Annotated in this window: 22 protein-coding genes and 1 pseudogene; 16 read left to right on the top strand and 7 right to left on the bottom strand. The window is 70.0% G+C overall.

The genetic code is table 11. The annotated features are described in order from the left end of the window. Positions 1-184 precede the first annotated feature (184 nt). On the top strand, positions 185-742 hold the full coding sequence (locus AC5L35_RS32795) for a type 1 glutamine amidotransferase domain-containing protein (RefSeq protein ID WP_495063628.1): 558 nt from the start codon (positions 185-187) through the stop codon (positions 740-742). Positions 743-776: 34 nt separating this feature from the next. On the opposite strand, the gene AC5L35_RS32790 is transcribed toward AC5L35_RS32795, so the two are convergent. The 4 genes from AC5L35_RS32790 to AC5L35_RS32775 form a co-directional block, all read right to left on the bottom strand. Continuing rightward, a complete protein-coding gene (locus AC5L35_RS32790; protein WP_495063627.1) occupies positions 777-1,916 on the bottom strand; it encodes a baeRF10 domain-containing protein in 1,140 nt (379 codons plus the stop codon). Positions 1,917-1,927: 11 nt separating this feature from the next. Continuing rightward, positions 1,928-2,998: a S1C family serine protease gene (locus AC5L35_RS32785; protein WP_495063626.1), complete on the bottom strand. Its 1,071-nt coding sequence runs from the start codon at positions 2,996-2,998 to the stop codon at positions 1,928-1,930. Between the two features lie 231 nt (positions 2,999-3,229). Next, a complete protein-coding gene (locus AC5L35_RS32780) occupies positions 3,230-4,372 on the bottom strand; it encodes a cation:proton antiporter (RefSeq protein ID WP_495063625.1) in 1,143 nt (380 codons plus the stop codon). 6 nt (positions 4,373-4,378) lie between these two features. Continuing rightward, positions 4,379-4,909: an alpha/beta hydrolase gene (locus AC5L35_RS32775; RefSeq protein ID WP_495063624.1), complete on the bottom strand. Its 531-nt coding sequence runs from the start codon at positions 4,907-4,909 to the stop codon at positions 4,379-4,381. Positions 4,910-5,295: 386 nt separating this feature from the next. On the opposite strand from AC5L35_RS32775, the gene AC5L35_RS32770 reads away from it, so the two are divergent. The 3 genes from AC5L35_RS32770 to zwf are packed head-to-tail and all read left to right on the top strand — an operon-like array spanning position 5,296 to position 7,647. Beyond that, the gene (locus AC5L35_RS32770; protein WP_495063623.1) at positions 5,296-5,964 is read left to right on the top strand and encodes a hypothetical protein; all 669 of its coding nucleotides are present in this window, start codon (positions 5,296-5,298) and stop codon (positions 5,962-5,964) included. A 25-nt stretch (positions 5,965-5,989) separates the two neighbouring features. Further along, entirely contained in the window at positions 5,990-6,187 is a 198-nt protein-coding gene (locus AC5L35_RS32765) for a hypothetical protein (RefSeq protein ID WP_495063622.1), read from the top strand. After that, on the top strand, positions 6,184-7,647 hold the full coding sequence (gene zwf / locus AC5L35_RS32760) for a glucose-6-phosphate dehydrogenase (protein WP_495063621.1): 1,464 nt from the start codon (positions 6,184-6,186) through the stop codon (positions 7,645-7,647). Before AC5L35_RS32765 ends, zwf begins: the two co-directional genes overlap by 4 nt. A gap of 416 nt (positions 7,648-8,063) precedes the next feature. Here zwf and AC5L35_RS32755 read toward each other — a convergent pair whose 3' ends face one another. Both AC5L35_RS32755 and AC5L35_RS32750 read right to left on the bottom strand, forming a co-directional pair. Next, positions 8,064-9,314 carry a site-specific integrase gene (locus AC5L35_RS32755; protein ID WP_495063620.1) on the bottom strand — a complete coding sequence of 417 codons (1,251 nt, stop codon included), beginning with the start codon at positions 9,312-9,314 and terminating at the stop codon, positions 8,064-8,066. Beyond that, entirely contained in the window at positions 9,311-9,568 is a 258-nt protein-coding gene (locus AC5L35_RS32750) for an excisionase family DNA-binding protein (RefSeq protein WP_495063619.1), read from the bottom strand. The genes AC5L35_RS32755 and AC5L35_RS32750 overlap by 4 nt, the downstream gene beginning before the upstream one ends. 346 nt (positions 9,569-9,914) lie before the next feature. On the opposite strand from AC5L35_RS32750, the gene AC5L35_RS32745 reads away from it, so the two are divergent. The 7 genes and pseudogenes from AC5L35_RS32745 to AC5L35_RS32715 all read left to right on the top strand — a co-directional run bounded on the left by AC5L35_RS32745 (position 9,915) and on the right by AC5L35_RS32715 (position 17,060). Next, a complete protein-coding gene (locus AC5L35_RS32745; RefSeq protein ID WP_495063618.1) occupies positions 9,915-10,937 on the top strand; it encodes an ATP-dependent DNA ligase in 1,023 nt (340 codons plus the stop codon). Between the two features lie 325 nt (positions 10,938-11,262). Continuing rightward, entirely contained in the window at positions 11,263-13,002 is a 1,740-nt protein-coding gene (locus AC5L35_RS32740; RefSeq protein WP_495063617.1) for a ParB/RepB/Spo0J family partition protein, read from the top strand. 619 nt (positions 13,003-13,621) lie between these two features. After that, positions 13,622-13,759 (top strand): hypothetical protein, encoded by a 138-nt coding sequence (locus AC5L35_RS32735; RefSeq protein WP_495063616.1) that lies wholly within the window; start codon positions 13,622-13,624, stop codon positions 13,757-13,759. Next, positions 13,759-14,166, top strand: coding sequence for a hypothetical protein (locus tag AC5L35_RS32730; RefSeq protein ID WP_495063615.1), 408 nt, complete (start codon positions 13,759-13,761; stop codon positions 14,164-14,166). Before AC5L35_RS32735 ends, AC5L35_RS32730 begins: the two co-directional genes overlap by 1 nt. Positions 14,167-14,609: 443 nt before the next feature. Next, a complete protein-coding gene (ssb, locus tag AC5L35_RS32725) occupies positions 14,610-15,032 on the top strand; it encodes a single-stranded DNA-binding protein (protein WP_495063614.1) in 423 nt (140 codons plus the stop codon). 455 nt (positions 15,033-15,487) lie between these two features. Beyond that, positions 15,488-16,357: pseudogene (locus AC5L35_RS32720) on the top strand (bifunctional DNA primase/polymerase); the annotation flags it as partial. Between the two features lie 487 nt (positions 16,358-16,844). Then, positions 16,845-17,060 (top strand): hypothetical protein, encoded by a 216-nt coding sequence (locus AC5L35_RS32715; protein WP_495063613.1) that lies wholly within the window; start codon positions 16,845-16,847, stop codon positions 17,058-17,060. Positions 17,061-17,891: 831 nt separating this feature from the next. Here the strand turns inward: AC5L35_RS32715 and AC5L35_RS32710 are convergent. Continuing rightward, positions 17,892-19,685 carry a chloride channel protein gene (locus AC5L35_RS32710; RefSeq protein ID WP_495063612.1) on the bottom strand — a complete coding sequence of 598 codons (1,794 nt, stop codon included), beginning with the start codon at positions 19,683-19,685 and terminating at the stop codon, positions 17,892-17,894. Between the two features lie 62 nt (positions 19,686-19,747). On the opposite strand from AC5L35_RS32710, the gene AC5L35_RS32705 reads away from it, so the two are divergent. The 5 genes from AC5L35_RS32705 to AC5L35_RS32685 all read left to right on the top strand — a co-directional run bounded on the left by AC5L35_RS32705 (position 19,748) and on the right by AC5L35_RS32685 (position 21,953). Beyond that, the gene (locus AC5L35_RS32705) at positions 19,748-19,987 is read left to right on the top strand and encodes a winged helix DNA-binding protein (RefSeq protein WP_495063611.1); all 240 of its coding nucleotides are present in this window, start codon (positions 19,748-19,750) and stop codon (positions 19,985-19,987) included. Positions 19,988-20,055: 68 nt separating this feature from the next. Continuing rightward, entirely contained in the window at positions 20,056-20,244 is a 189-nt protein-coding gene (locus AC5L35_RS32700; protein WP_495063690.1) for a hypothetical protein, read from the top strand. Positions 20,245-20,530: 286 nt separating this feature from the next. Then, entirely contained in the window at positions 20,531-20,944 is a 414-nt protein-coding gene (locus AC5L35_RS32695) for an SPW repeat domain-containing protein (RefSeq protein ID WP_495063610.1), read from the top strand. Between the two features lie 86 nt (positions 20,945-21,030). Next, positions 21,031-21,207 (top strand): hypothetical protein, encoded by a 177-nt coding sequence (locus tag AC5L35_RS32690; RefSeq protein WP_495063609.1) that lies wholly within the window; start codon positions 21,031-21,033, stop codon positions 21,205-21,207. Positions 21,208-21,263: 56 nt separating this feature from the next. Beyond that, entirely contained in the window at positions 21,264-21,953 is a 690-nt protein-coding gene (locus AC5L35_RS32685; RefSeq protein ID WP_495063608.1) for a response regulator, read from the top strand. Positions 21,954-21,956: the final 3 nt, after the last annotated feature.

Genomic DNA, 21,956 nt, shown 5'->3' with positions numbered 1-21,956 from the left:
GTCACCCGGGGGCCTCTCCGCCGAGCCCCGCTCACCCCGGCTGGCTCCGCCGGGTGGACTGCGGCTGGGTTTCTGGTCCCGTCAGGCCGACGAGCGCCGCTGCCCGGCTCCGGGAAGGTCGCGGTGCCGGCGCAGTGAGCGCCGCGGCGACCGCAACGGGAACAGACGGAACGGGGAGCGACTCATGGGCTCGGAGCTGCAGGGCAAGACGATCGCCATCCTGGCGACCGACGGGGTCGAGCGCGTGGAGCTCGAACAGCCACGGGGAGCCCTCTACGGCGCAGGCGCGCGGAGCGACCTGCTCTCGATACACCCGGGCGAGATCCAGGCCCGCCAGTTCGACATGGTGTCCGCCGGGACGTTCCCGGTGGACCGGCAGGTGTCCGACGCGAACGTCGACGACTACGACGCCCTGCTGCTCCCGGGCGGGACCGTGAACCCGGACCAGCTGCGCATGAACCCCGGCGCCGTGGAGTTCGTCAAGGCCTTCGTCGCCACGGGCAAGCCGGTGGCTGCGATCTGCCACGGCCCCTGGACGCTGGTGGAGGCCGATGTCGTCCGCGGGCGCCGGTTCACCTCGTGGCCGAGCGTGCGGACCGACCTGCGCAATGCGGGGGCCGAGGTCGTCGACGAGGAGGTGGTGATCGACGGCCAGTTCACCACCACCCGCTCGCCTGCCGACCTTCCGGCGTTCTGCCGGGCGATCGTCGAGCAGTTCGCCGGCGCACGGGTGTCGCGCTGACGTCACTCCGGGCAGCCGCCACCCTCCCGGTGCGTCAGCCGGCCGGGAGGGGCGGCAGCGGGAAGCGGAGCGTCGCGGCGCTCAGATGATCGCGCAGCGGCGTCTCCGCACCCACATGCTCGACGCTCCCGCCCTCGTCGATGACTGCCTGTACGAGCTCGTCGACGACGTCCGGAGTCCTGCGCAGCGGGTTGCCGCAGATCGGGCACCGGTCGCCCGACGTCGCCATCCAGCCATCGTCGGCACAGACCACGCCTGGCCGCATGACCTCGTCGTGGACCAGGAGCAGCTCGACCGCGGCAGTGGCGCCGGCCCACAAGCAGTCGTCGAGACCGACGGCGGCGAGCCCACCAGCGGCGTGCTTCTCCAGGGCCTCCGCCACCAGCCGCTCCTCCTCCGCCCGCTCGTAGCGGTCGACGACCTCCTGCGCGAGGTCCCGGATCGTCCCGAGGTCCTCCTCACGGGGGTGCACCTGGAACGTCCCGGCGACGCGGTCACGTACCTCTCGCGGCAGGTGGTCCAGGACCTCCGGGATCTCGTGCTCGTGGCCGCCGACGGCGACGATGTCGAACTCGCGCCGGCGGAGATCCTCGGCCAGCCGCTGCGCGACGGCGCGATAGTGCCGCTTCGCCAGTAGTTCGGCCTTGTTCCTCGTGGCGACCTCGCGCATGCCGTACGCGTAGTCGGGCTTGCGCAGCGCGCGGTCCCGCAGCTTGCCGCGCTCGACCATCTCGTCCTGGTAGAGGTCCCAGAAGCGGGCATGCGCGCGGTCGACCACCACGACACGGCAGCGGTGGTACTCGTCGAGCACCGCCACCAGCGGACGGACCCACGGCGTCGCGTCGACCACGAGGCGGTCGCGAACCGGGCGCGGCAGCTCGACGACCTCGAACAACCCCCGCCCGGAGCACGAGAAGAACGCGACGGCACGCGGGCGGAGGTGCTCCTCCGCCACGGCCTCCATGATTCGTTCAATGTCCCCGCGCAGGGACAACCGGGCCTCCCGGTCCAGGTCGGGGTCCTTGGTGAGCAGGCGGGCCTCGTGGAGCACCCCGTCCACAGCGCTCGGAAAGGCGCGGCGGTCGTCGGGGTCGATGCTGACGTACACCGACAGCACCGGCAGACCGTCGCCGTCCATCCCCAGGATGCGGTTGACCGTCTCGATCTCGAGCATCTCCGTCCTCCTCAGGCGATCGGAAGCTCGCCGAGCGTGACCGTGATCGTGAAGGGTTCTGCCGTCGGCGGCCGTGTCCCCGTCAGCCGAACGGCGTCACCCGGCCGACGTGAGGCGATCTGCGTCTGCAGGTCCTGCGCGGTCCGGATCTCGTCGCCCTCGAAGCGGGTGATGAGGTCGCCGACACGCACGCCGGCCTTCGCGGCAGGCCCGTTCGGATCAAGGGCGGCGACGCCGACCCCGACCGGCTGCCCCTGGTCGTTCGTGACGGTCAGCCCGGTGATCCCGAGGGCCGCGCGTCCTGAGTTGATCACGCGCCCGTGGTCGATGATCTGCTGGGCGAGGTCGCTCGCGATGTCGCCGGGGATCGCGAACCCGATCCCGGCTGCCACCCCGCCGATGCCCTCGTTCACGGCGGCGACCGAGGGGATGCCGACGACCTTGCGGTCGAGGCTGACGAGCGCGCCACCGCTGTTGCCGGGGTTGATCGGGGCACTCGTCTGGATCGTCTGACGGAGCACGGTCCCGGGGAAGCCGATCTGCGGCTCCGGTGGCTCCGAGACGGTCCGGCCCAGTGCCGAGACCACACCCTGCGTCACGCTGCTCTCCAACCCGAGCGGGCTGCCCATCGCCATGACGATGTCGCCCACCTGCAGGTCACGAGCCGCGCCGAACTGCGCGGGCACCAGGCCGCCGGTGTCCTGCACCTTGATCACCGCGATGTCCTCGGGCGGCCAGGAGTACACGAGCGTCGCTGTCCGCACGGCGCTGCTGTTCGCGAACCTGACCTCGAACGTCTTCCCCGAACCGACGACGTGCGCGTTGGTCACGATGTGCCCGTCGCGGTCGAAGACGACGCCGGACCCCACCGATCCCGGCTGGCTGATCTCCACCACCGAGGGCAGGACGGCCTGGACGACCCCGGCGAACTCCTCCGACAGCCCCTCCGCGAACTGCGGGGCGGGTGCCGTGTCATCGCGGCCGGCGCACCCGGCGAGGGCGGCCGTGGCCGTCAGGAGCAGCGTGAGAAGGAGGGCCCACGCCGAGCTCGTACCCGGATCCCCACGTCGAACAGGTCGCATCGGTCCGCCTCCTCGATCTCGGGACGAGTGTCGGTTCCTGCTCGTCAGCAGCACGGACGTTGCCAGCACCAGCAGGGCTTAGTGCACAGCCCGGCAGGACGAACTACGGGCTTTTCGCCGTCCCGGCAGGGCAGCGCGGGACGCTCCACCGCGGCGCACAGGCACCGGCCGGTCATGAGCATTCAGGCCGTCGTGTCACGCGTGCGGCCCTGACCGAGGCCCGCGCCTGCCTCACGGTGGACGCGGGGAGCCCACGAGCCGGGCGATGATCGGGCCGGCTGTCGCGAGGGCCATGACGTAGGCGGCGACGAGTGCGCCGAGCCCATGATCCGCGGGCGAGGCGACCAACCCGACGACGACGATCGAGAACTCACCGCGGGCGATCAGCGCGCAGCCCGCGCGCAGCTGCCCGCGGCGGTCCACTCCGTCCCGTCTCGCCGCGTAGGCGCCGGCGAACACCTTCGTGAGCGCAGTCACGGCCGCAAGGACCAGGGCAACCGGCAGGACCGGCACGAGATCGGCAGGATCGATCGAAAGGCCGATAGCGAGGAAGAACGCTGCGGCGAACATGTCGCGGATCGGCGTGAGCACCTCGCGCGCCCGTTCGGTGATCTCGCCCGTCAGGCTGAGTCCTACGAGGAACGCCCCGACGGCCGCGGAGATGTTGATCAGCTCGGCAAGGGCGGCCACGAGCAGGGTGACGCCCACGATCCGCAGCAGGAGCTGCTCGGGCTCCAGATGGGTCAGGAAGCCGCCGATCCGGTGCTTCCAGCGCCGCGACGCCAGCAACGCCATGAACAGCGCTGCCAACGCGACGAACACGCCGAGCAGCGCTTGCCACCAGGTCCCACCGGCCGCCACGACCGTCAGCACGGGAAGGTAGATCGCCATCGCAAAGTCTTCGAGCACGAGCACTGCGAGGACGGCCGGGGTCTCCGGGTTCCGCAGTCGTCGCAGGTCGCCGAGAAGCCGGGCAACGATGCCGGACGACGACACCCACGTGACCGCGGCCAGCGCAAGGACCCCGACGGGGTCGAGACCGAGGAGCAGCCCGGCGATCGCGCCGGGGGTGGCGTTGAGAACGGCGTCGACCACGACGGATGGCAGATGGCGCCGCAAGCTCTCGGCGAACTCGTCGCTCGAGAACTCCAGCCCGAGCATGAGCAGTAGCAGCACGAGGCCGATCTGGGCGCTGGACTCGATGTAGGCGCCCGAGCTCGGGACGAGCGAAAGGCCGCCCTCGCCGATGGCGAGTCCGGCCAGGAGGTACAGCGGCACAGGAGTCAGCGACAGCCGGCGCGCGATCGTGCCGAGCACGCTCAGCACGATCAGCAGGATGCCCAGCTCGAGCAACAGCGCGACCGACGCGGACACGCCGGGTCACCGAGCGCGGGCCTTCGCCCGCGGGCACAGGTGCGCGCGGAACCAGTCTCGGCACATCTCCGCCAGGACCACTTGCGCCCTCGGTTTGTCGATCACGTGGCCTACGTCGTCGAGCACGGCGATTCGGGTGGGCCCGGCGATGCGGTCAGAGGCGTCCTCGTTGCGGGCGCGTAACTGCGCGTCGTACTCGCCCACGACGAGCAGGGTCGGCGCCCGCGCGATGAGGAGGAACTCGCCTGCGAGGTCCGGCCGGCCCGACGGCGAGGCGACCGCCCGCACCCAATGCGGCCTTGCCGCCGCGGCGATCAGGCATGCGGCTGCGGCGGCGTGGGCGCCCAGGACGCCGCCGGGAAGGCTCGCGGTCGCGTGATCGGACGCCAACCGGTCGATCATCGCGATCACGCGCACGCCGAGGAGGTGTGCATCGAACCGCAGCTGTGCTGTCGCGGCATCGATCCGCTGCTCCGCTTCGGTGAGCAGGTCCACCCGGACAGTGGCAATCCGCGCCGCGTTGAGCTCGTTCGCCACACGCACATCCCGCTCGTCGTCATGGCTGCCCCCTGGCCCCCGCGCGAAGAGCACGAGCCCGGTCGGGTTCGGCGGCACCGCGACGTATCCGTCGAGGTCGAGGCCGAGAATGTCGAAGGTGCGGGACTGCGGTACGGCCGTCATCGCAGGGACTGTCCTCGACCGGACCGGTCCTGGCACGGACCTGGCATGGCCAGGACGGGCGCTCGGTTCCCCCTGCGAGCACCGTTGCGGTCTCGATCGCGCCACGGGGTGCAGGACAGCCCGGAGCGCGCTGTATGACCCCAGGGAACCGGCTGATGACTGCTCCTGCGGGACCGAAGCAGGCGGAGAAGTCCGTCCTGGCGGGCCAACGCGCCGGGCGGCCGGCGATGCGACGGTGATGTATGAACGTCGCCGCGCACGATGAGCGCCACGCGCTGCTCGAGGAGCTGGAGCTGCTGCGGAGGCGCAGGCGCGAGCTCGAGGAGAGTCTCGTGTCCGACGATCACCGGCCGCACGACTTCGGGGATCAGGGGGAGACCACCGAACTGCGGGATGAGATCGACTGGCTCGACCGCCGCATCCGCGACCTCGCGCACTACCTCTGGGAGGCGGGGCGGCCCGACGGGGACGCGTCCGAGCGGGTCGGCCTCTACAGCGTGGTGACGGTCCGCTTCCCCGACGGCTCCTGCGAGACCGTGCAGGTCAGCTGCTTTCCCGACGAGGACGTCCCGGTCGTCACGCCCGAGAGCCCACTGGGGCGGGCGCTATTCGGGGCGCAGCCGGCGAAGAGGTCGCCTGGACGGCGCCAGAAGGGCGTCTGCATGCCCGTGTCGAGCGGATCAGCCGTCCGCTGTAGCTGCCCTCCGGACGACCGCCGGTGCGCCTGGTCACGGCGGCTGGTGGCCCGCGCTCAGGATCACCGCGTCGACCGGACCGGCACGTCGGCGGCATCGGATCGGCCCAGGAGGGTGACGGCGTTCCCCGAGGTTGGCCCCGCGGGACCCGTTCAGCGTTCCGACCGCGCTGAGATGGTGAGACGAGGCGTGCTCGGTCGACGAGCCCTCGCGTAACGGGGACCCAGCATCGGGAGGTGCCGTGCGACCGCAGGACATGATGTCGTTCGAGGAGGCACGAGACCGGTCGTACGAGCTGCTCGGTGACGTCCGTGACCTCCTCACCGCCGAGTTCGAGCCCGACAGGATCCCGACCGGACTCGCCGCAGCAGCCGCGGCGGAAGCGCTGCGGCACATCAGCGCCGCCGAGGACGCGCTGGACCGGACAGGACTCGGATGAGGACGCACCGGGAATCCGCTGCTCGGGGCCTGCCACTGACCGAGGCGGCCGACGAGGGGCCGCTCGCCCCGCATGTCCTCGTCGTCATGGGTGCGACCGGCGACCTCGCCCGGCGCAAGCTGTTCCCGGCGTTGTTCCACCTCTGGCAGCTTCACCTGCTGCCCGAGCGTTTCCGCCTCATCTGCTCCAGCCACACCGCACCGGCGACCGAGGATGCCTTCCTGCCGATGGTCCACGCGGCCGTGGAGGTCTACCGGGGGACGATCGACGACGCCGCGTGGGAGGAGTTCGCACGCCGGATCAGCTTCGTGTCCACGTCCGAGGACGACGGAGCCGCATTGGAAACAGCGGTGGTGGAGGCGGCCAAGGAGACGGGCAACGACTGCGAGATCTTGTACTACCTCGCGGTTCCGCCGACGGCGACGGCGAGCGTGGTCCGTATGCTCGGCACGTTCGATGTGCCCGGTTCGACGAAGATCGTCCTCGAGAAGCCGTTCGGCAAAGACGTCGAATCGGCCCGCAGGCTCAACGAGACCCTGCATGAGTTCTTCGAAGAGCGCCAGATCTATCGAATCGATCACTTCCTCGGCAAGGAAGCCGTGCAGAACATCCTCGCGCTGCGCTTCGCCAACGGAATCTTTCAGCCGGTGTGGAACTATCAGCACATCTGCTACGTCCAGATCGACGTGCCGGAACAGATCGACATTCAGGGTCGGGCGGACTTCATGGAATCGACCGGCACGTTCCGGGACATGATCTCCACCCACCTGTTCCAACTGCTCGGCTTCGTGGCGCTGGCCCCGCCGGCACGCATGGACGCGGACTCGTTGCATCACGAGATGATCAAGGTTTTCCGCGCGATCCGCCCCATCGATCCGGAGCGCGTCGTGTTCGGCCAGTACGACGGGTATCGAGACGAAGCCGGTGTCGACGAGGCCTCGACTGTGGAGACGTTCGTCGCCATGGAGGTCTACGTCGACGACTGGTACTGGATCGGTGTCCCTTTCTACCTGCGAACGGGAAAAGCGCTCGCCGAGAGCCGGCGCACGATCACGATCGGCTTCCGGGAGCCGCCATTGAAGATCTTCCCCGGGGACGTGAACGACACCTGCAACGAACTGGTCCTCGAGCTCACCGACGACCCGACGATCTTCGCCGACGTCCGGGCGAAGGTGCCCGGCAGCGCGTTCAGGCTCGGTCGAGGCAGAATGCGGCTGGACCTCGTCGAGGCGTTCCCGGAAGCCGAGCCGCTAGAGGCCTACGAGCGCCTGCTCCTTGATGTCATGCGCGGCGACTCGATGTTGTTCATCAGCACGGAACAGGTCGAGTTGCTATGGCTCCTGTGCGACCCGTTGCTGCGGAACCCCCCGCGGCCGGTGCATTACCCACGCGGCTCGTGGGGGCCGAGCGAGGCCCTGCGTCTTCCCACCGAGCAGGGGTGGCGGTTGCCCGACTCGTAGCGACCGGGTGCGTTGGCGTAGAGCACGAACCGCCGGCCTGGCCAGCAGCACCACCCTCGACGCCTAAGGCGCCCCGCTGACCCGAGCCGGCAGGACCGCCACCCCGGCCCCCGGCGCCGCTGGGCTTCCACGGCCAGTACCGGCTTGCACGAAGCGGTCGACGCATCGTTGCGGCCGCGCCGCAGAATGCAACGACTGGCGAGCGTGGAGCAGATGTGGAGCGCGGTGTTGTGTGGGGGAGCCCTGGGCGTGCCTGACATGCGCTGTGCTGCACCAGGCCGACCAGCCGAATCTCGATTCCGCTGGCCAGAGGGCTACCGCGATCGTACTGGGGTCAAGGGGTCGCGGGTTCAAATCCTGTCGTCCCGACGGCATGATGGGCGGTTCCCTTTCGTCGGGGGCGCCCATCAGCATTTCTACCTGCGGAAATGCTGTGCAGGTGGGATCGCTGCCGGCCTTGGACGGAAGCCGGGCGCGGCTGGCTTTCGATCATGCTCTCTTGCTGAGTGACTATGCGAGTGACTGTCGGGCTCGTTGTGCGGGAACAGGTCGTCCATCGCGGTGGTGCCCTCGTCGAGCACGGCCTGCAACTGATGGCGGTAGACCCGCTCGGTGACCGCGGTGCCGCTGTGTCCGACGAGACGGGAGATGTCCTCGATCCGGACTCCTGACGCCGAGAGCAGGGACACGAAACTGTGGCGGAGTTCGCGGGGCGTCCAGGCTGTGGGGTCAAGGCTGGTTGTGGCGATCACGCGGCGGAACGACCGACGCACGTTGTGGGCGTCGAGTGGGGTGGCGTTGGCGGTGGCAAACACCAGTGCGTCGGCTGGTGGTGGGTGTGGCAAGCGGTCGCGGTGGCGGCGCAGGGCATCCACGCAGCGTTGCGGCATCGCGAGTCGCCGGCGTGATGTGACGGTCTTGGTGTCGCTGCCGGCGCGGACGGAGCGGTAGACCGCCACCGAGGGGGGTATCGGCGGGCTGGCGTCCGGACGCCCCTCGAGGTCGACCTCGCGCCAGCGCAGCGCGCGCAATTCTTCGGTTCGGGCGCCGGTCAGCAGCGACATCACGATGTACGCGTGGAGGGGGGAGTCCTCCGCTGCGGCCAGGACAGCTTCGGCTTGCTCGAAGGTCAGCGACTTCGACGGCCGCCCCTGGAGCCCGGTCGGTACGTCGCACAGGGACACCACGTTCCGCTTCACCTTGTCGCCTGCCATCGCGTGTCGCATCGTGCGGTTGAGCAGCGAGTGCATGAGCCGGAGCGTGCGCGTGCTGACCCTGCGAGATTCCGCGCTCAACCAACGGTCGACATCGTCCGCCGAGAGGTCGCGGAGCCGGCGTGCCCCGAGCGGCGCAATGATGTGCGTCTCGGCGATGGTGTGGTAGTTCGCGGTCGTGCTCTCCGATCGGCCCACAAGTCCGAACGCGAGCCAGTCCCGCACGGCGGCGGCGACGGTGTAGTTCTGGGCTCCTGTGACAGTGAGGCCGTCCTCCTGCTCGCGGAGGATGGTGCGGAGCTTGTTCTTGGCATCCGTTTTGGTGTGGCCACTGGCCTTACGTGTGATTCGCTTGCTGCGGGAGTCGAACCCGAGGCTGGCTGTTGCGATCCATCGCTGCCGTTGCTCATCCCAGTGCAGCCCGCCCTCGCCCCGGCCTCGACGAGACGTCATGACGCCGCGCCGAAACCATTGGCATCGGCCTCTCGTTCGAGAAGTGCAACGTAGTCGGTGATCGCGGAGGCCGGGATCAGGCGTGTTCGTCCTTCGCGGACCGATCGGAGTCGTCCGCTTCGGAGGAGCTCGTATATGACGCTGCGCCCAAGCGACAGCAGGTCCATCGCCTCACTGACTCGGTAAAGTTCCTTCTGACTCATTCCTGTTTCCGCGCCTTCGGCGGTGCTCAAACGGCGCTCGTTTGCCTTCATCGATTTCTCCAGCAGGTACGATGGACGGAGCAGGGAAAGTCGCCCATTAGCCTGCCGATGCGAGTGCTCGCCACGTGGTCTGTTCGTGGCGATCTGGTGGTGGCTCGCAGCCTTCACGAGGTCGAAGCATGGTCGCTGTGACCACGCATCGGTACTGACGTTGATCAACTGTGGATAACTGTCGTCAAACCGCCTGGGAGGGGGCTGGCATCGAAGGTGCCGTGACGAGCCCGCATCTCGGCGCGGATCAGAAGGAACTGCAGACGTAGAGCAACCGGTTCGCCACCGCCGTAACCACAGCCGGTCCGGCAGCTCGAACCCACCGTGACCTGCTTACTGTCCCCGGGTGAGCGAAGGGATGGGTATAGCAGGTGTCGAGTACCCGGTGCGCCCGATGATCGCGGTGCCGGCACTGCGACTCCCCACAAGCCACCCTGGCGGCTGGGCCGTGGAACCGAAGATGGACGGTTTCCGGTGCATCGCCCACCGCGGTATGAATCGGGTTGCTCTGCAGTCGCGCCAGCAGCGCCCGCTGGGCCGGTACTTTCCCGAGATCGTCTGTGCCGTCGGCGAGTTGGGCGTCGACGTGGTGCTGGATGGTGAACTGGTCCTGTGGCACGAGGCCCGGATGGACTTCACCGCGCTGCAAGGGCGGCTGCACCCCGCTGAGTCCCGAGCCCGGGAGCTGTCCCTCACCATGCCGGCGTCTTACGTGGTCTTCGACGTCCTGGCCCTCGACGGCAAGGACGTCCGTTCCCGGCCCTACAGCGTGCGTCGGGCACTGCTCGAGGAGCTGCTCACCCGCCGGCTCCCGCATGGCCTGGTCCTCATGCCGATGTCGACCGAGCCGGCCGTCGCGCGGGCGTGGCTGCTCAACCACTCCGACGCCGGCATCGAGGGCGTCGTGGCGAAACGGCTGGACCACCCCTATCGCGCGGGCGGCAGGATGTGGCGCAAGGTCCGCACCCGCTTCACCGCGGAAGCCGTCGTCGGCGGCGTCCTGGGCACGCTGGTACAGCCTGAGGCGCTCATCGTCGGTCGGACTGATCATCGTGGACGGCTACGGGTCGCCGGCCGGACCACCCCGTTGTCCCGCGCTGCCCGCGACGACATCGCCGCGGTGGTGACCGCGGCCGGTGCCGAGCATCCGTGGCCCCCGACCATCGCTTCCAGCCGGTTCGGGCAGCGACCCGCTGAACCGGTGACCTACGTGCAGGTCGAGCCGACGACCGTCGTGGAGCTCGATGTCGACACGGCGTTCGAGGATCATCGGTGGCGCCACCCACCCAAGTTCATCCGCGTCCGACGGGACCTGCGGCCGAGCGACGTGTCCATGGCGCTACCCGTGTCCCGACACCGGTCGGCCTAGCTCAGCTGTCGAGGCGCGGTGCCACGGCTGATCTGTCGGCGGCGCTGTCCGCTGATTTCGGTCCGGTGGTCCTTGTTGTGGGCCGACGCAGTGTGGCATCGCCGCCCGGTCTGGTGGCCGATGAACCCTGGCCGGCCTGCGCCGGGTGAACCCGCAGCTTGGCCCGACCAGACGAATCTGCGTTCTCGAGTGCTGGTCCACGCCGGGCAGGCCAGCCGGAACCCCCGGCCGACCCGGGTGAGCGCTGCCAGGCGGATGCGTCCCACCCCGGGACCCACCGACGCCGCACCCGCAGGGCACGCGGCCACCACGAAGGAGCCCGTCCATGACCGACGACCACCAGCACGACGAGCACGACCAGCACGACCAGCACGAGGCGAACGAAGGCATCAGCGCCGAGCACGACGGCAACGAGACGGCCCCCGCTGCTCCGCTCGGGGAGCTGCTGCAGGTCGACCCACGCCAGCTGATCATCGGCGCGAACGTCCGCGGCGCGGTTGTCCTTGACCGGGACTTCGTGCGGTCGATCCGTGACCGCGGTGTCCGGGAGCCGATCCAGGTCCGCCGCCGCCCCGGCGACGGGGCGTTGGTGGTGCGGAAGGGCAAGCGCCGCACCTTGGGTGCGATCGAGGCCGGCCAGTCCCTGGTGCGGGTCCTGGTCGAACCGGAGGTCGATCCAGCTGAGGAGGACGGCGCTGGGCAGATCGAGCGGATCGTGGACCAGCTCGAGGAGAACCTGCATCGGTCGAGCAACTCGGAGGCCGAGGAGGTGGCGGCCCATCAGCAGCTGCTGGACCTGGGGTTGACGGCCGGGCAGATCGCCCGCCGGACGCACACCGCGGTGAAGCGGGTCAAGGTCACCACGTCGGTGGCGCGCAGCGAGCTCGCCGCCGCGGTCCTCGCCCGCTACGACATCCCGCTGGACCGTGTCGCGGTGATCGCCGAGTTCGACGACGGCACCGAACACGGGGTCGAGGCGGTCAAGGCGCTGACGGTCACAGCACAGAGTGATCCGGCTCAGTTCGACCACGTGGCGCAGCGGCTGCGCGACCTGCGCGAGGAGAAGCGCCTGGTGACCGAGCGGGTCGCCGAACTGACCGCCGCCGGTGTCCCGGTGGTCACCGAGCACACCGACCAGGCCGTGCACCTCGCCGGGCTGCGGCCCACCGTGGAGGATCCCAGCGGAACCGAGCTGACCCTCGATGCTCACCAGGACTGCCCGGGACACGCCGCCCTCGTCGAGCTGCGACGCGCCTGGGGCACGCAGGAAGCCACCGTCACGACCGCGTATGTCTGCACCGACCCGGACGGGAACGGGCACATCCCACGGTGGGACCGCTCGGGCACCGCCACTGAATCGCGCACCCGGCAAGCCGGCCCGATGAGCGAGGCCGAGAAGGCCGAACGCCGCCGGGTCATCGCCAACAACAAGGACTGGGACTCCGCGACCACGGTCCGGCGAGACTGGCTACGCACCACGTTCCTGGCCCGCAAGACGGCACCGAAGGACGCCGTCCGGTTCATCGCCGCCACCCTGGGCCGCGGCAGCCACGACGTGCGCAAGGCGATGGAGTCCGGTCACTGCACCGCCCGGGGGCTACTCGGTATGGATACGGCTGCAGGCTTCGGCTCACCCAACCCCATCGCGGTCGCGGCGGAAACGGCGTCGTCGACGCGAGCAACGATGCTGGCCCTGGCCGTCCTGCTCGGTGCCGTCGAGCAGGGCACGGGACGGCACAGCTGGCGCAACCCCAGCGGGGAAACCCAGGCCTACTTCACCGCGCTCAAGGGCTGGGGCTATCCGCTCTCCCCGGTCGAGCAGCTCGTGCTCACCCCGGACGGCGCCACGGTTGACGAAGCGCTGACCGCTGATGCCGCCACTGGCGAGATTCAGCCCGGCGATGACGCAGATGCGGCGACGACGCAGCCCGACACCCAGAACGCAGTCCAGGACGCCGATCCGCAGGCGATCAGTGAAACCGCTGACACGCAGCTCGCCGCCGTCGACGACGACGAGGACGCGGGCAGCCAGAACAGCGCGGTAGAAGGCGCTGACGTGGCCTGAACACGGGTGGTCGGTGAGGTCATCCGCGGCCTCACCGACCACGAGCGCAGTACCTGCTCGAAGGATCGGCGAGGGAGGGAACGCTGGCAGCTTGCCAACTCCATGCAATGGACGGAAGTCGAGGCACAGAGCCCGCGGGACCAGCTCCCACCCGTCGGCCTGCGCTTCACTAGCGGGCGCGGTGCGACAGCGTGAAACGCCTCGACCACTGCCGGCCCTGGTACGGCCGCGATTCGGCGCGGGGGATGAGCCACGGGCGTCGCGAAATACGCCCCGGAATCCTGGAGGTCGCCAGACGCGCCCTCAAGATCTGGTTGCACTCAAGGGTGGCGCTTACGGGGGAACCTCCCGCGTGCCTGGCTGCTGACGAGCACGCACAACGGTTGGCCGGTGTCAGCGTCGGGCGCCGCTGGGAAGGCAGCACACCGGGGCGGGCCAGCACCGACGAACCCGACCCGCACCATGCCGGTGAGATCGCGTGCAGATCCCTGGCCGGCCGAGAGCGGTCATCGCGATCCCGCCCGCATGGGCGAGCCGGAACCGCCGCCGTCCCTGCGGGCCACGCCTCCGGCGTGCTGAAGCCGGGCCGCGTCATCCCGACGCCGACCCGGAGGCCCGCATGCCGCGCACCCGCCACTCCACCGACTTCTTCAGCTCTCCCCGGCGCGAGTTCGCCGACCGCTACACCCGCAGGGAAGCGCTCGCCCGCGTGCTCATCGAGCCCGCTACGGACGCGCCTGAAGGGAGGCGCTGGTAATGGGGAGGAATCAGATCGAGGCCTATGACAACTCCCGCAGCTGGATCCTGCCCGACCACGTCTGTTCGAACATCCCGCTGCGGGGCAGCGTGGGCATGCTCGGCGCGCACAACGCCGCGCGTGGGCTGCTCGTCGAGATCTGCCGCCACACCGGCGCGCACCCGCTGGGCCTGCACTACCACGAGGCCTCACATCGCCGGGGCTGGCTCACCGTCGTCACCGTGCTCGCCGGGAGCAACGGCAGCTTCCTGCTCGTGACCACCCGCAGCTTCAGCGACTGGCGCCGGACCGGTGATGACGGCTGGCGTATCTGCATCAACGGCCAGGACCTGCCCACCGAGGACCGCAACCAGACGCCATCGGTGCCGATGCAGGCTGCCATCGTCGACCGCTGGCTGAACCCCTGACCGACCGTCGGCGCGGGCCTGCCGTGGGCCCGCGCCGCACACATAGCACGCGTGACCCGCCGCCCGGCGGAGCCGCGACGCCGAGGTCTTGTACCTACTCGAGGCGCTGCGGGATTGACTACCGGTGTGCGCGGACAAGCGCGTGTGCGGGGGGCCGGAGCAGACCTTGCCGAGCTGGTGATCGCACGTGCTGTCGTTCTGGGCGCGGGATGTCTGTTGATGACGCCCGAAGGTCAGCACAGTGCGGGTGGGGCGAGCGCCGATGAACCCGGACCGGCCCATCCCGGTGAGATCGCGTGCGGTCGCGCCGCCGTCTGCCGATCAGTGGGCGATCACACCGGGATGAGCGAGCCGGAACCCCCGCCGTCCCCTTCCGGGGACCCCACCACACCGTGCTGAGGCAGGGCCGCGTCACCCACTGACACCGAGCCCAGGAGCCCGACATGAACGAGATCACCATCCACGGCAACCTCACCGCCAACCCCGAACTGCGCTACTCCGCCGGCGGTGTGCCGGTCCTGACTCTCACCGTCGCGGTCAACCGCAGCCGGTATGACCGCCGCAGCGGCGGTTACACGAACCTGCCCCCGGTTTTCCACCGAGTCGTCGCGTTCAACCAGCTCGCCGAGAACGCCGCCGCCAGCCTGATCAAGGGTGCGACCGTCACCATCACCGGCCAGCTCGCCGACGACCTCTACCTCAAAGACGGGGAGCGTCGCCGCGGGGTGAAGCTCGAGGCCGCCGAGATCGCCGCCAGCCTCCGCTACGCCACCGCCGAGATCACCCGCAACAAGCGACCCGACACCGACACCGGCCCCGCTCCTGAGCCGCTGCCCGAGTCGACCACCGAGGACACCGCCGCCTGAGCCGCGGCCGGCGGCCCGGGCCACCCGGTCCGGGCCGTCGACCGTGCTCGGCGTATCGAGCGTCTGCGCGCAACTGGCGGGCGCCGGATCAGGTCGCGTGCAGCGTGGTCGGCTCGTGGTCTCGCGTCGGCCCGACACGGTGCCCGAGAACCCGGGCCCGCGACACAACCCCGACCGGACGCTGGCCTCCAGCTCCTCGTGGATCGCGGGCCCGGAACCCCGGGCAGTTTCCGGCGTGCCGACGCGAGCAGACACGAGCCAGACCAGCAATCGGAGCTCGCTGTGCGGCACACGTCCCAGCCGCGGCGGTAGTTCGCCGTCAACCCGAGACCCGGAGCCCAGCCTGATGGCCACCACGCCCGACCCCCGCACCGGACCGAAACCCGGATCCGGGCAGGCAAAGACGACGGGTACTCGGCTGGGCCGCGTCGCCGCGACGGGGGGCCGAGGCGGGCCGCTATGTGTTCCCGGTGCATCCGTGCAGCAAGCTGCCCGCCGTGAAGGACTGGGAGGCCACGGCTACTCGCGACCTCGAGCAGATCAAGCGCTGGTGGGCTCACCGGCCCTACAACATCGGCATCGCTACCGGAAAGAGCGACCTGGTCGTCCTCGACCTCGACCTCGCGCACGGCTATCCACCACCCGAGTCGCCCGGCGTCCGTGGCGGGTTCGACGTAGTGGCCCGGCTCGCAGCCGGAGCCGGCGAGCCTTGGCCAGCGCAGACCCTGGTCGTGGCCACGCCAGCGGGCGGGACGCACTGGTACTTCCGGCAGCCCACAGGAGTCGAACTGCGCAACACCCAAGGCGCGGCCGGCCATGGCCTCGGGTGGTGTGTGGACACCCGAGGCCACGGCGGTTATGTCCTCGGTTCCGAGTCGGTCCGCCGGGAGGGCTCCTATCGCGTGGTCCGCCGATACCCGATCGCGCCCCTTCCCGATTGGCTCGTTGCCGCCCTGTCCCCGCAGCCACAGCTCCCCGCTGTCGGCACACCGGCGCCGGCGTCTGGCAGCCGCGCCGCGGCGTACCTACGGGCCGTCCTCACCGGAGAACGCGCCGCCGTCGCGGCGGCCGGTGTGGGGGAGCGGCACATCACGCTGCTGCGGGCAGCGCGCCGACTCGGGCACTGGGTGGGAGGCGGCGCCTTGGCCGAGACCGAGGCACGAACGGCGCTGACCGAGGCCGCCGGGCACTTCGTCGGGGTCGCGGGCTACACCGCAGCACACGTCGAGCGCGACATCACCGACGGCCTCACCTACGGCGCCCAACTCCCACGCACGATCGAGAACATCTCGAACCCGACCCATCCAGCGAACTCGACCAACTGAACCGAGGACCGAGATCCGGTCCGTTCCTGCGCCCGGGCCAAGAAGTTCGGGAGTCCATCAGTTCTGCCCCCTGCCACTCCAGTGCTCGGTCGCTGGGCTCCCCAGGGGCCACCCAGGTCGCCGGGCCGGTGGAGATGGTGTGGTCGCGCCGTGGTCGGGCTCGAGTGCCGCGTGGCCATTTCGTGGTCGGTCCGCGCGAAGGTGGCCGCGTATCAGCACGGGTGGCGGTCATGTGACGGGTCGGGCCTCCGTTGCACAGCTCAGGTGGATCGCCCGGAGGTCAGCACACCGGGGCGGGGGCGAGCGGCGATGAACCTGGCCCACCCATCCCGCCGAGATCGCCCGCACGCTGAGCCGTCGGCTGGCGGTTGAGTCGGCGATCACACCGGGATGAGCGAGCCAGAACCCCCGCCGTCCCTACGGGACCCCCACCCCGGCGCGCTGAGGCAGTGCCGCGTTCCCCCAACGCCGAGCACCGGAGGCCCTCATGACCACCACCCACGAGATCACCGAGTCCGACACCCGCGCGACCCGCCTCACCGCACTCGAGGCCCAGGTCTGCCAGGCACGCAACGAAATCCAGGTCGCCGCCCTCTGTGGCGAACCGACACTCGCCCTGGACGCCATCGCGTCACTGGCCACGCTCCTGCAGCACACCCTGCAGGAACTCGCACTGCTCGCTACCGAACTCCACCCGAGCTGAGCCGGCTGCGGGTCCCGCCACCACTCCCGGCGGGACCCGCAGCCGCGACACGCTGTCAGACCCGACCTCGCTGGCATAGCTCCTTCGAAGCGCACCGCAGCTGGTGGGTGCCGTGGCAGCCGGCGCGATCCCTCGCCAGCAGTACTGGTGTTCCAGGGCCAGGTGGCGGAGCGTCGATGACCGCCCGTGGAGGGGTCCAGAGCTTCGAACGCGCAGATGGATGGCAGGTCCATGTTTGAGAGCAGCGAGATATGTCGGAAGTAATGCTTCCGGCCAGCCCCCGACGGGAAACGCGGAACGAGGGCGTTCCGGTGGGATCCCGTTAACGGCGTTGAACCGTGGCCGAGTGTGGGTTGAGTTCAGCGATCAACGAGCAGCTGGGATCGAGGCCTTACATCCCGGACCGAGCCGGTGGTTTCAATGCTGTCTGGCACGCTGGTGCCTTCGAGCCACGACTACGTGACGTCAGCTCCCGGCAACTGCCAGGCCGCTCTGCCACGGCATGTCGGCATCCCTCGGGCCGTCGGGTGAACCCAGCGCTGGGCCGTTGGTAACCGGCACGACGCGCAATCGTGGGGGCGGACGCTCGGGAGCCGAGCAGCGCCGCTCGCGCTGGCTTAGAGAGCGGACAACACGTACTATTCGGGCAGGTGTGCCGGGAAGCCTGCTCCCCAGCCGTACGAACCGCTCCGGTCCCCCGGACAGTCGCGATCCCCGATGACGGCTGCCGACCACCCTGTGTAGAAGTTCTAGCCGCGATGCTCGGGAATCGCTACCCACCGTGACTGATCGTCAGTCCTTTGTCATGTTGCCCGGCGCCCGGCTCGTCGCTCAGGCCTGATGTCCGTCGGCGGTCAGGGCGGCGAGGACGTCCCGGTGGTCCAGCCACCCGATGGGTTCGGTGGTATCGGCCGGCGCCACGGGGAGCCCGGTGGCGTCGTGGCTCTGAAGTGCGAGTGCTGCGGCGCGCAGCGGTGCGTCGGGCCTCAGTGAGGGCAGCATGGCGGCCAGGTCCGCGGCGCGCGGTTCGTCGTCGCGTGTGGGCCAGGGGTCGTCGAGCGTTGCGGCGGTGACGGCGCCCCGGTAGCCGCTGTCGTCGAACACGGGGAGAGCTCCGTAGCGGGCGCCCGCCAGGCGGGCGAGCAGCTCGGGACGGTCGGCTTGCGCATCGACCGGTTCCGGGAGGGGCCGCATGGCCTCGGCGACGGTGAGGCGCTGCAGCGGGTCGTGGGCCCCGTCCTGGCTCGCGTCGGCAGTGGCGGCGTCGATGTCGACGCCCCGCCGGAGGAGCTTGAGGGTGTAGATCGTCCGGCGGGAGACGAGGTGGCTGGCGCCCGTGGCCAGGGCGACGGCTGTCATCAGCGGCAGGATGATCGAGTACTCGCCGGTGAGCTCGAAGACGATGACCAGCGCGGCGATGGGCGCGTGGCTGGCGCCGGCGAACACCGCGGCCATCCCGACCAGCCCGTATGCGCCCGGGGAGATGCCCAGGTGGGGGAAGGCGGCCTGCATGGCGAGGCCGAAGGCGGTGCCGGCCATGGCTCCGATGAACAGGGAGGGGGCGAACACGCCTCCGGAGCCGCCGATGCCGATCGTGAGGCTGGTGGCGAGCATCTTCCCGATCAGCAGCAGGAGCAGGAAGCCGATGGCGTACTTGCCAGTCACTCCGTTCTCGAGGATGGGGTAGCCCACGCCGTACATCTGCGGCAGCGCGAGCAGTAGGGCTCCGAGCAGCACACCGCCGACGGCGGGGCGCAGCCACTCCGGCCCGCGCCAGAGCCAGTCGCAGGCGTCCTCGATGGCGTAGAGCACGCGGGCGAAGAGCCATCCGATCAGCCCGGCCGCGAGCCCAAGGGCTGCGTAGAGCAGGTACTCGACCGGGGAGTGGAGCGTGAATGCCGGCAACACGAGGAACGGCTCACTGCCCAGCACCGAGCGTCCGACGACAGCTGCGGTGACCGAGGAGAGGACCACCACGCCGAAGGCCTCCGCGGTGAAGCTGCGCAGGATGATCTCGAGCGCGAAGAACACCCCGGCGACCGGGGCGTTGAAGGTCGCGGAGATGCCGCCGGCGGCTCCGCAGGCCACGAGCAGTTGCAACCGGTGCGGCGGAACGCGGAGCCACTGCCCGATCGACGAGGCGAGGGCCGACCCGATCTGCACGATCGGACCTTCGCGGCCGACTGAGCCGCCCGAGCCGATGCACAGGGCCGAGGCCAACGACTTGACCACCGCGACCCGCGCCGGGATCCGACCCCCGTTGCGGGCGACGGCGACCATGACCTCGGGCACGCCGTGCCCGCGCGCCTGTGGGGCGAAGCGGTGCACCAGTGGCCCGTAGAGCAGGCCGCCGACCACGGGCGCGAGCAGCAGGAACCACGGCCCCAGAGCGGGAAGCAGGGGGTGTGCCGCCCGTCCCGCGTCGCTGTAGTCGGCCCGGCCCGTGAAGAGTTCGGTGAAGCCCAGGATCAGGTAGCGGAACACGACAGCGCCGACGCCGGCACCGGCGCCGATGAGCACAGCCAGTCCGACCAGGCCGGGTTGCGATTCCCGCAACCAGTCGTAGGCCCTGCGCCGCCCGCCTGGCAGGAGCCGGGTCGGGGCCGGCTTCGCAGGACTTTGCACCAGGCTATCTTTGCATCGGGCAAAGATAGTTGCGGTCCGTTTTGTCGGGAGAGGCTCGGGATGTGACGAAGACCGACGCAGGAGTCGGCGACCCTGCCTCCGCCCGAGGTGGTGAACTCGTCGACGCCGTGATGACGGCGAGCCGTGTGCTCGTGGGCATCGCGGCCCGGTCCCTCGCGGCGGCCGGGGACGTCAGCCTGCCCCAGTACCGGGTCCTGGTTCTGATCGCCGGCCGTGGGCCCCAGCGCGCGATCGATCTGGCGAGTGCACTGGGATCAACCCGTCTTCGGCGACGCGGTTGATCGATCGGCTCGTTCGCGCCGGTCTCGTCCGCCGCCAGCGGTCGAGAGCCGATCGCCGCTCGTACCAGGTGGCTCTTTCGCCGCAGGGCCGCGACCTGGTGGCCGAGGTGACGCAGCGTCGTCGTGAGGAGTTCGAGCGTCTCCTGTCGAGCCTGCCGGCAGGTCAGCACGAACCCGTGATCGCCGCATTGCGTGCGATCGCCGACGCGGCAGGGGAAGCTCCGGAACGCGACCTCGCCATCGGGCTCGGATGGTGAGCCGACCGCAGACGGAAGGCAACTGTCAGCTGGCAGCGGCGCCCGGCGGGCACCCCGTGCAGAGACCGGTACTCGTTATCGAGCCGGTCGAGCACACAGAAAGGACGAAGCGGTGTCCAGAAACCCGACGTTCTACCGCCGGGATCAGGTGGTCGGCCCGGAAATCGAGCCATACGCGTACCTCCCGCCCGGTGCTGGTCTGGCACACCTCGGGCCGGTCGGCAGCAGTCGGAGGCGACGTACCTCGATCGCCTCGCGGTCGACGGCTGGTTCCGGCCGGTGGGTCGTGACCGCGCTGAACCTCCTGGCCGGTTTGTGGCTCGTCGTGGCGCCATCCGTGCTGGACTACGACAACACCGTCCCGGGATTCGGCGTCGCGTGGAATGACGTCGCGATCGGTATCGCCATCGCGCTCGTGGCCGTGGTGCGGATGATCGACCCGTTCCGCGGCATGACACTGGCAGCGGTCAGCTTCGTACTCGGGACGTGGCTTGTCGTAGCCCCGTTCGTCCTCGCCGTTCATGAAAAGACCCACGCGGGCGCCGCGATGTGGAACGACATCGTGGTCGGGCTGGTCGTCGCCGTCCTCGCGCTGGTCAGTGCCGCGCTGCTCCGGCCCCGTCCCCGTGGAACTCTGCGGTCCCACCCTGACGGTCGGCTTGCGAATCGGCTCGCGGGCGCTCGGCAGCGCACCCGTTGAGTCCGGCATCGGCCAGGATCCGAGAGAACGTTTCGATCGGAGGAGCCATGCGCCGACCAGTGAGCCCAGGAGGCGGCCGTTGCGAGTTGACGCGCCGGCTGAGTGCCGAGTATGACGGCGTCCTGCCGCAGGTGACCGTCGAGGCCGAGGTCCGGGCCGCCGAGGTCGAGTTGCGTGGTCAGGTGCCGCTTGGCTCGCTGGACGAGATGGTTCACCGCCTGGCCGGGTATCGCCTCAGCGAGCGGGCCGGAGCGGGACGATGACGGCCGCAGCTCCGCAGGGCGATCCGAAGTCGGTCGCAAGAGGAGGAGGGCCGGGCGTGGATGCACGTCTCCTGCTGGTCGAGGACGACAAGCGGATCCGGCTTGCACTCGCACTGGCCCTGGCCGACGAGGGCTGCGAGGTGGTGGAGGCCGGGTCGGGCGAGGAGGCGCTGGACCTCCTGGACTCGAGAGAGGTGGACGTCGTCCTGCTCGACCTGATGCTGCCGGGCGTGGACGGCCTGCAGGTCTGTCGCACCCTCCGTGAGCGTGGTGACCTGCCGATCATCATCGTGTCCGCAAGGACGGACTCTGCGGACGTGATCGGTGGGCTCGAGGCGGGGGCGGACGACTACGTCACCAAGCCGCTGGTCGCGAGCGAGCTCGCCGCGCGCATCCGTGCGCTGCTGCGTCGTCGACAGCCCGCCGGTGCCGGGCACCGGCGGGTGTTGTGTGTCGGTGACGTGGAGGTCTTCCCGGACGAGGACATCGTCCGTCGCGGCGGGGCCGATGTTCATCTGACCCGCACCGAGTTCCGCCTGCTGGTCGAGCTCGCGAGCGCCAGCGGTCGGGTCGTGACTCGTGAGGAGCTGCTGAAGAGGGTCTGGGGCTACGACTACTTCGGCGACACCCGGCTGCTGGACGTCCACATCCGACGGCTCCGGCGCAAGATCGAGCATGACCCGGACGATCCGGAGTGCGTGCTCACGGTCCGCGGGCGCGGGTACAAGGCGAGAGTCGACGGGTGAGGG

The organism is Pseudonocardia sp. OZ21 (assembly GCF_059359135.1).
This window is presented reverse-complemented; position numbering and strand designations above follow the sequence as displayed.

Bases quoted from the DNA above. Each gene is read 5' to 3' on its own strand.
- AC5L35_RS32795 (WP_495063628.1), top strand. From the start codon at position 185: ATGGGCTCGGAGCTGCAGGGCAAGACGATCGCCATCCTGGCGACCGAC.
- AC5L35_RS32790 (WP_495063627.1), bottom strand. From the start codon at position 1,916: ATGCTCGAGATCGAGACGGTCAACCGCATCCTGGGGATGGACGGCGAC.
- AC5L35_RS32785 (WP_495063626.1), bottom strand. From the start codon at position 2,998: ATGCGACCTGTTCGACGTGGGGATCCGGGTACGAGCTCGGCGTGGGCC.
- AC5L35_RS32770 (WP_495063623.1), top strand. From the start codon at position 5,296: ATGAACGTCGCCGCGCACGATGAGCGCCACGCGCTGCTCGAGGAGCTG.
- zwf (WP_495063621.1), top strand. From the start codon at position 6,184: ATGAGGACGCACCGGGAATCCGCTGCTCGGGGCCTGCCACTGACCGAG.
- AC5L35_RS32755 (WP_495063620.1), bottom strand. From the start codon at position 9,314: ATGACGTCTCGTCGAGGCCGGGGCGAGGGCGGGCTGCACTGGGATGAG.
- AC5L35_RS32750 (WP_495063619.1), bottom strand. From the start codon at position 9,568: ATGAAGGCAAACGAGCGCCGTTTGAGCACCGCCGAAGGCGCGGAAACA.
- AC5L35_RS32740 (WP_495063617.1), top strand. From the start codon at position 11,263: ATGACCGACGACCACCAGCACGACGAGCACGACCAGCACGACCAGCAC.
- AC5L35_RS32735 (WP_495063616.1), top strand. From the start codon at position 13,622: ATGCCGCGCACCCGCCACTCCACCGACTTCTTCAGCTCTCCCCGGCGC.
- AC5L35_RS32730 (WP_495063615.1), top strand. From the start codon at position 13,759: ATGGGGAGGAATCAGATCGAGGCCTATGACAACTCCCGCAGCTGGATC.
- ssb (WP_495063614.1), top strand. From the start codon at position 14,610: ATGAACGAGATCACCATCCACGGCAACCTCACCGCCAACCCCGAACTG.
- AC5L35_RS32715 (WP_495063613.1), top strand. From the start codon at position 16,845: ATGACCACCACCCACGAGATCACCGAGTCCGACACCCGCGCGACCCGC.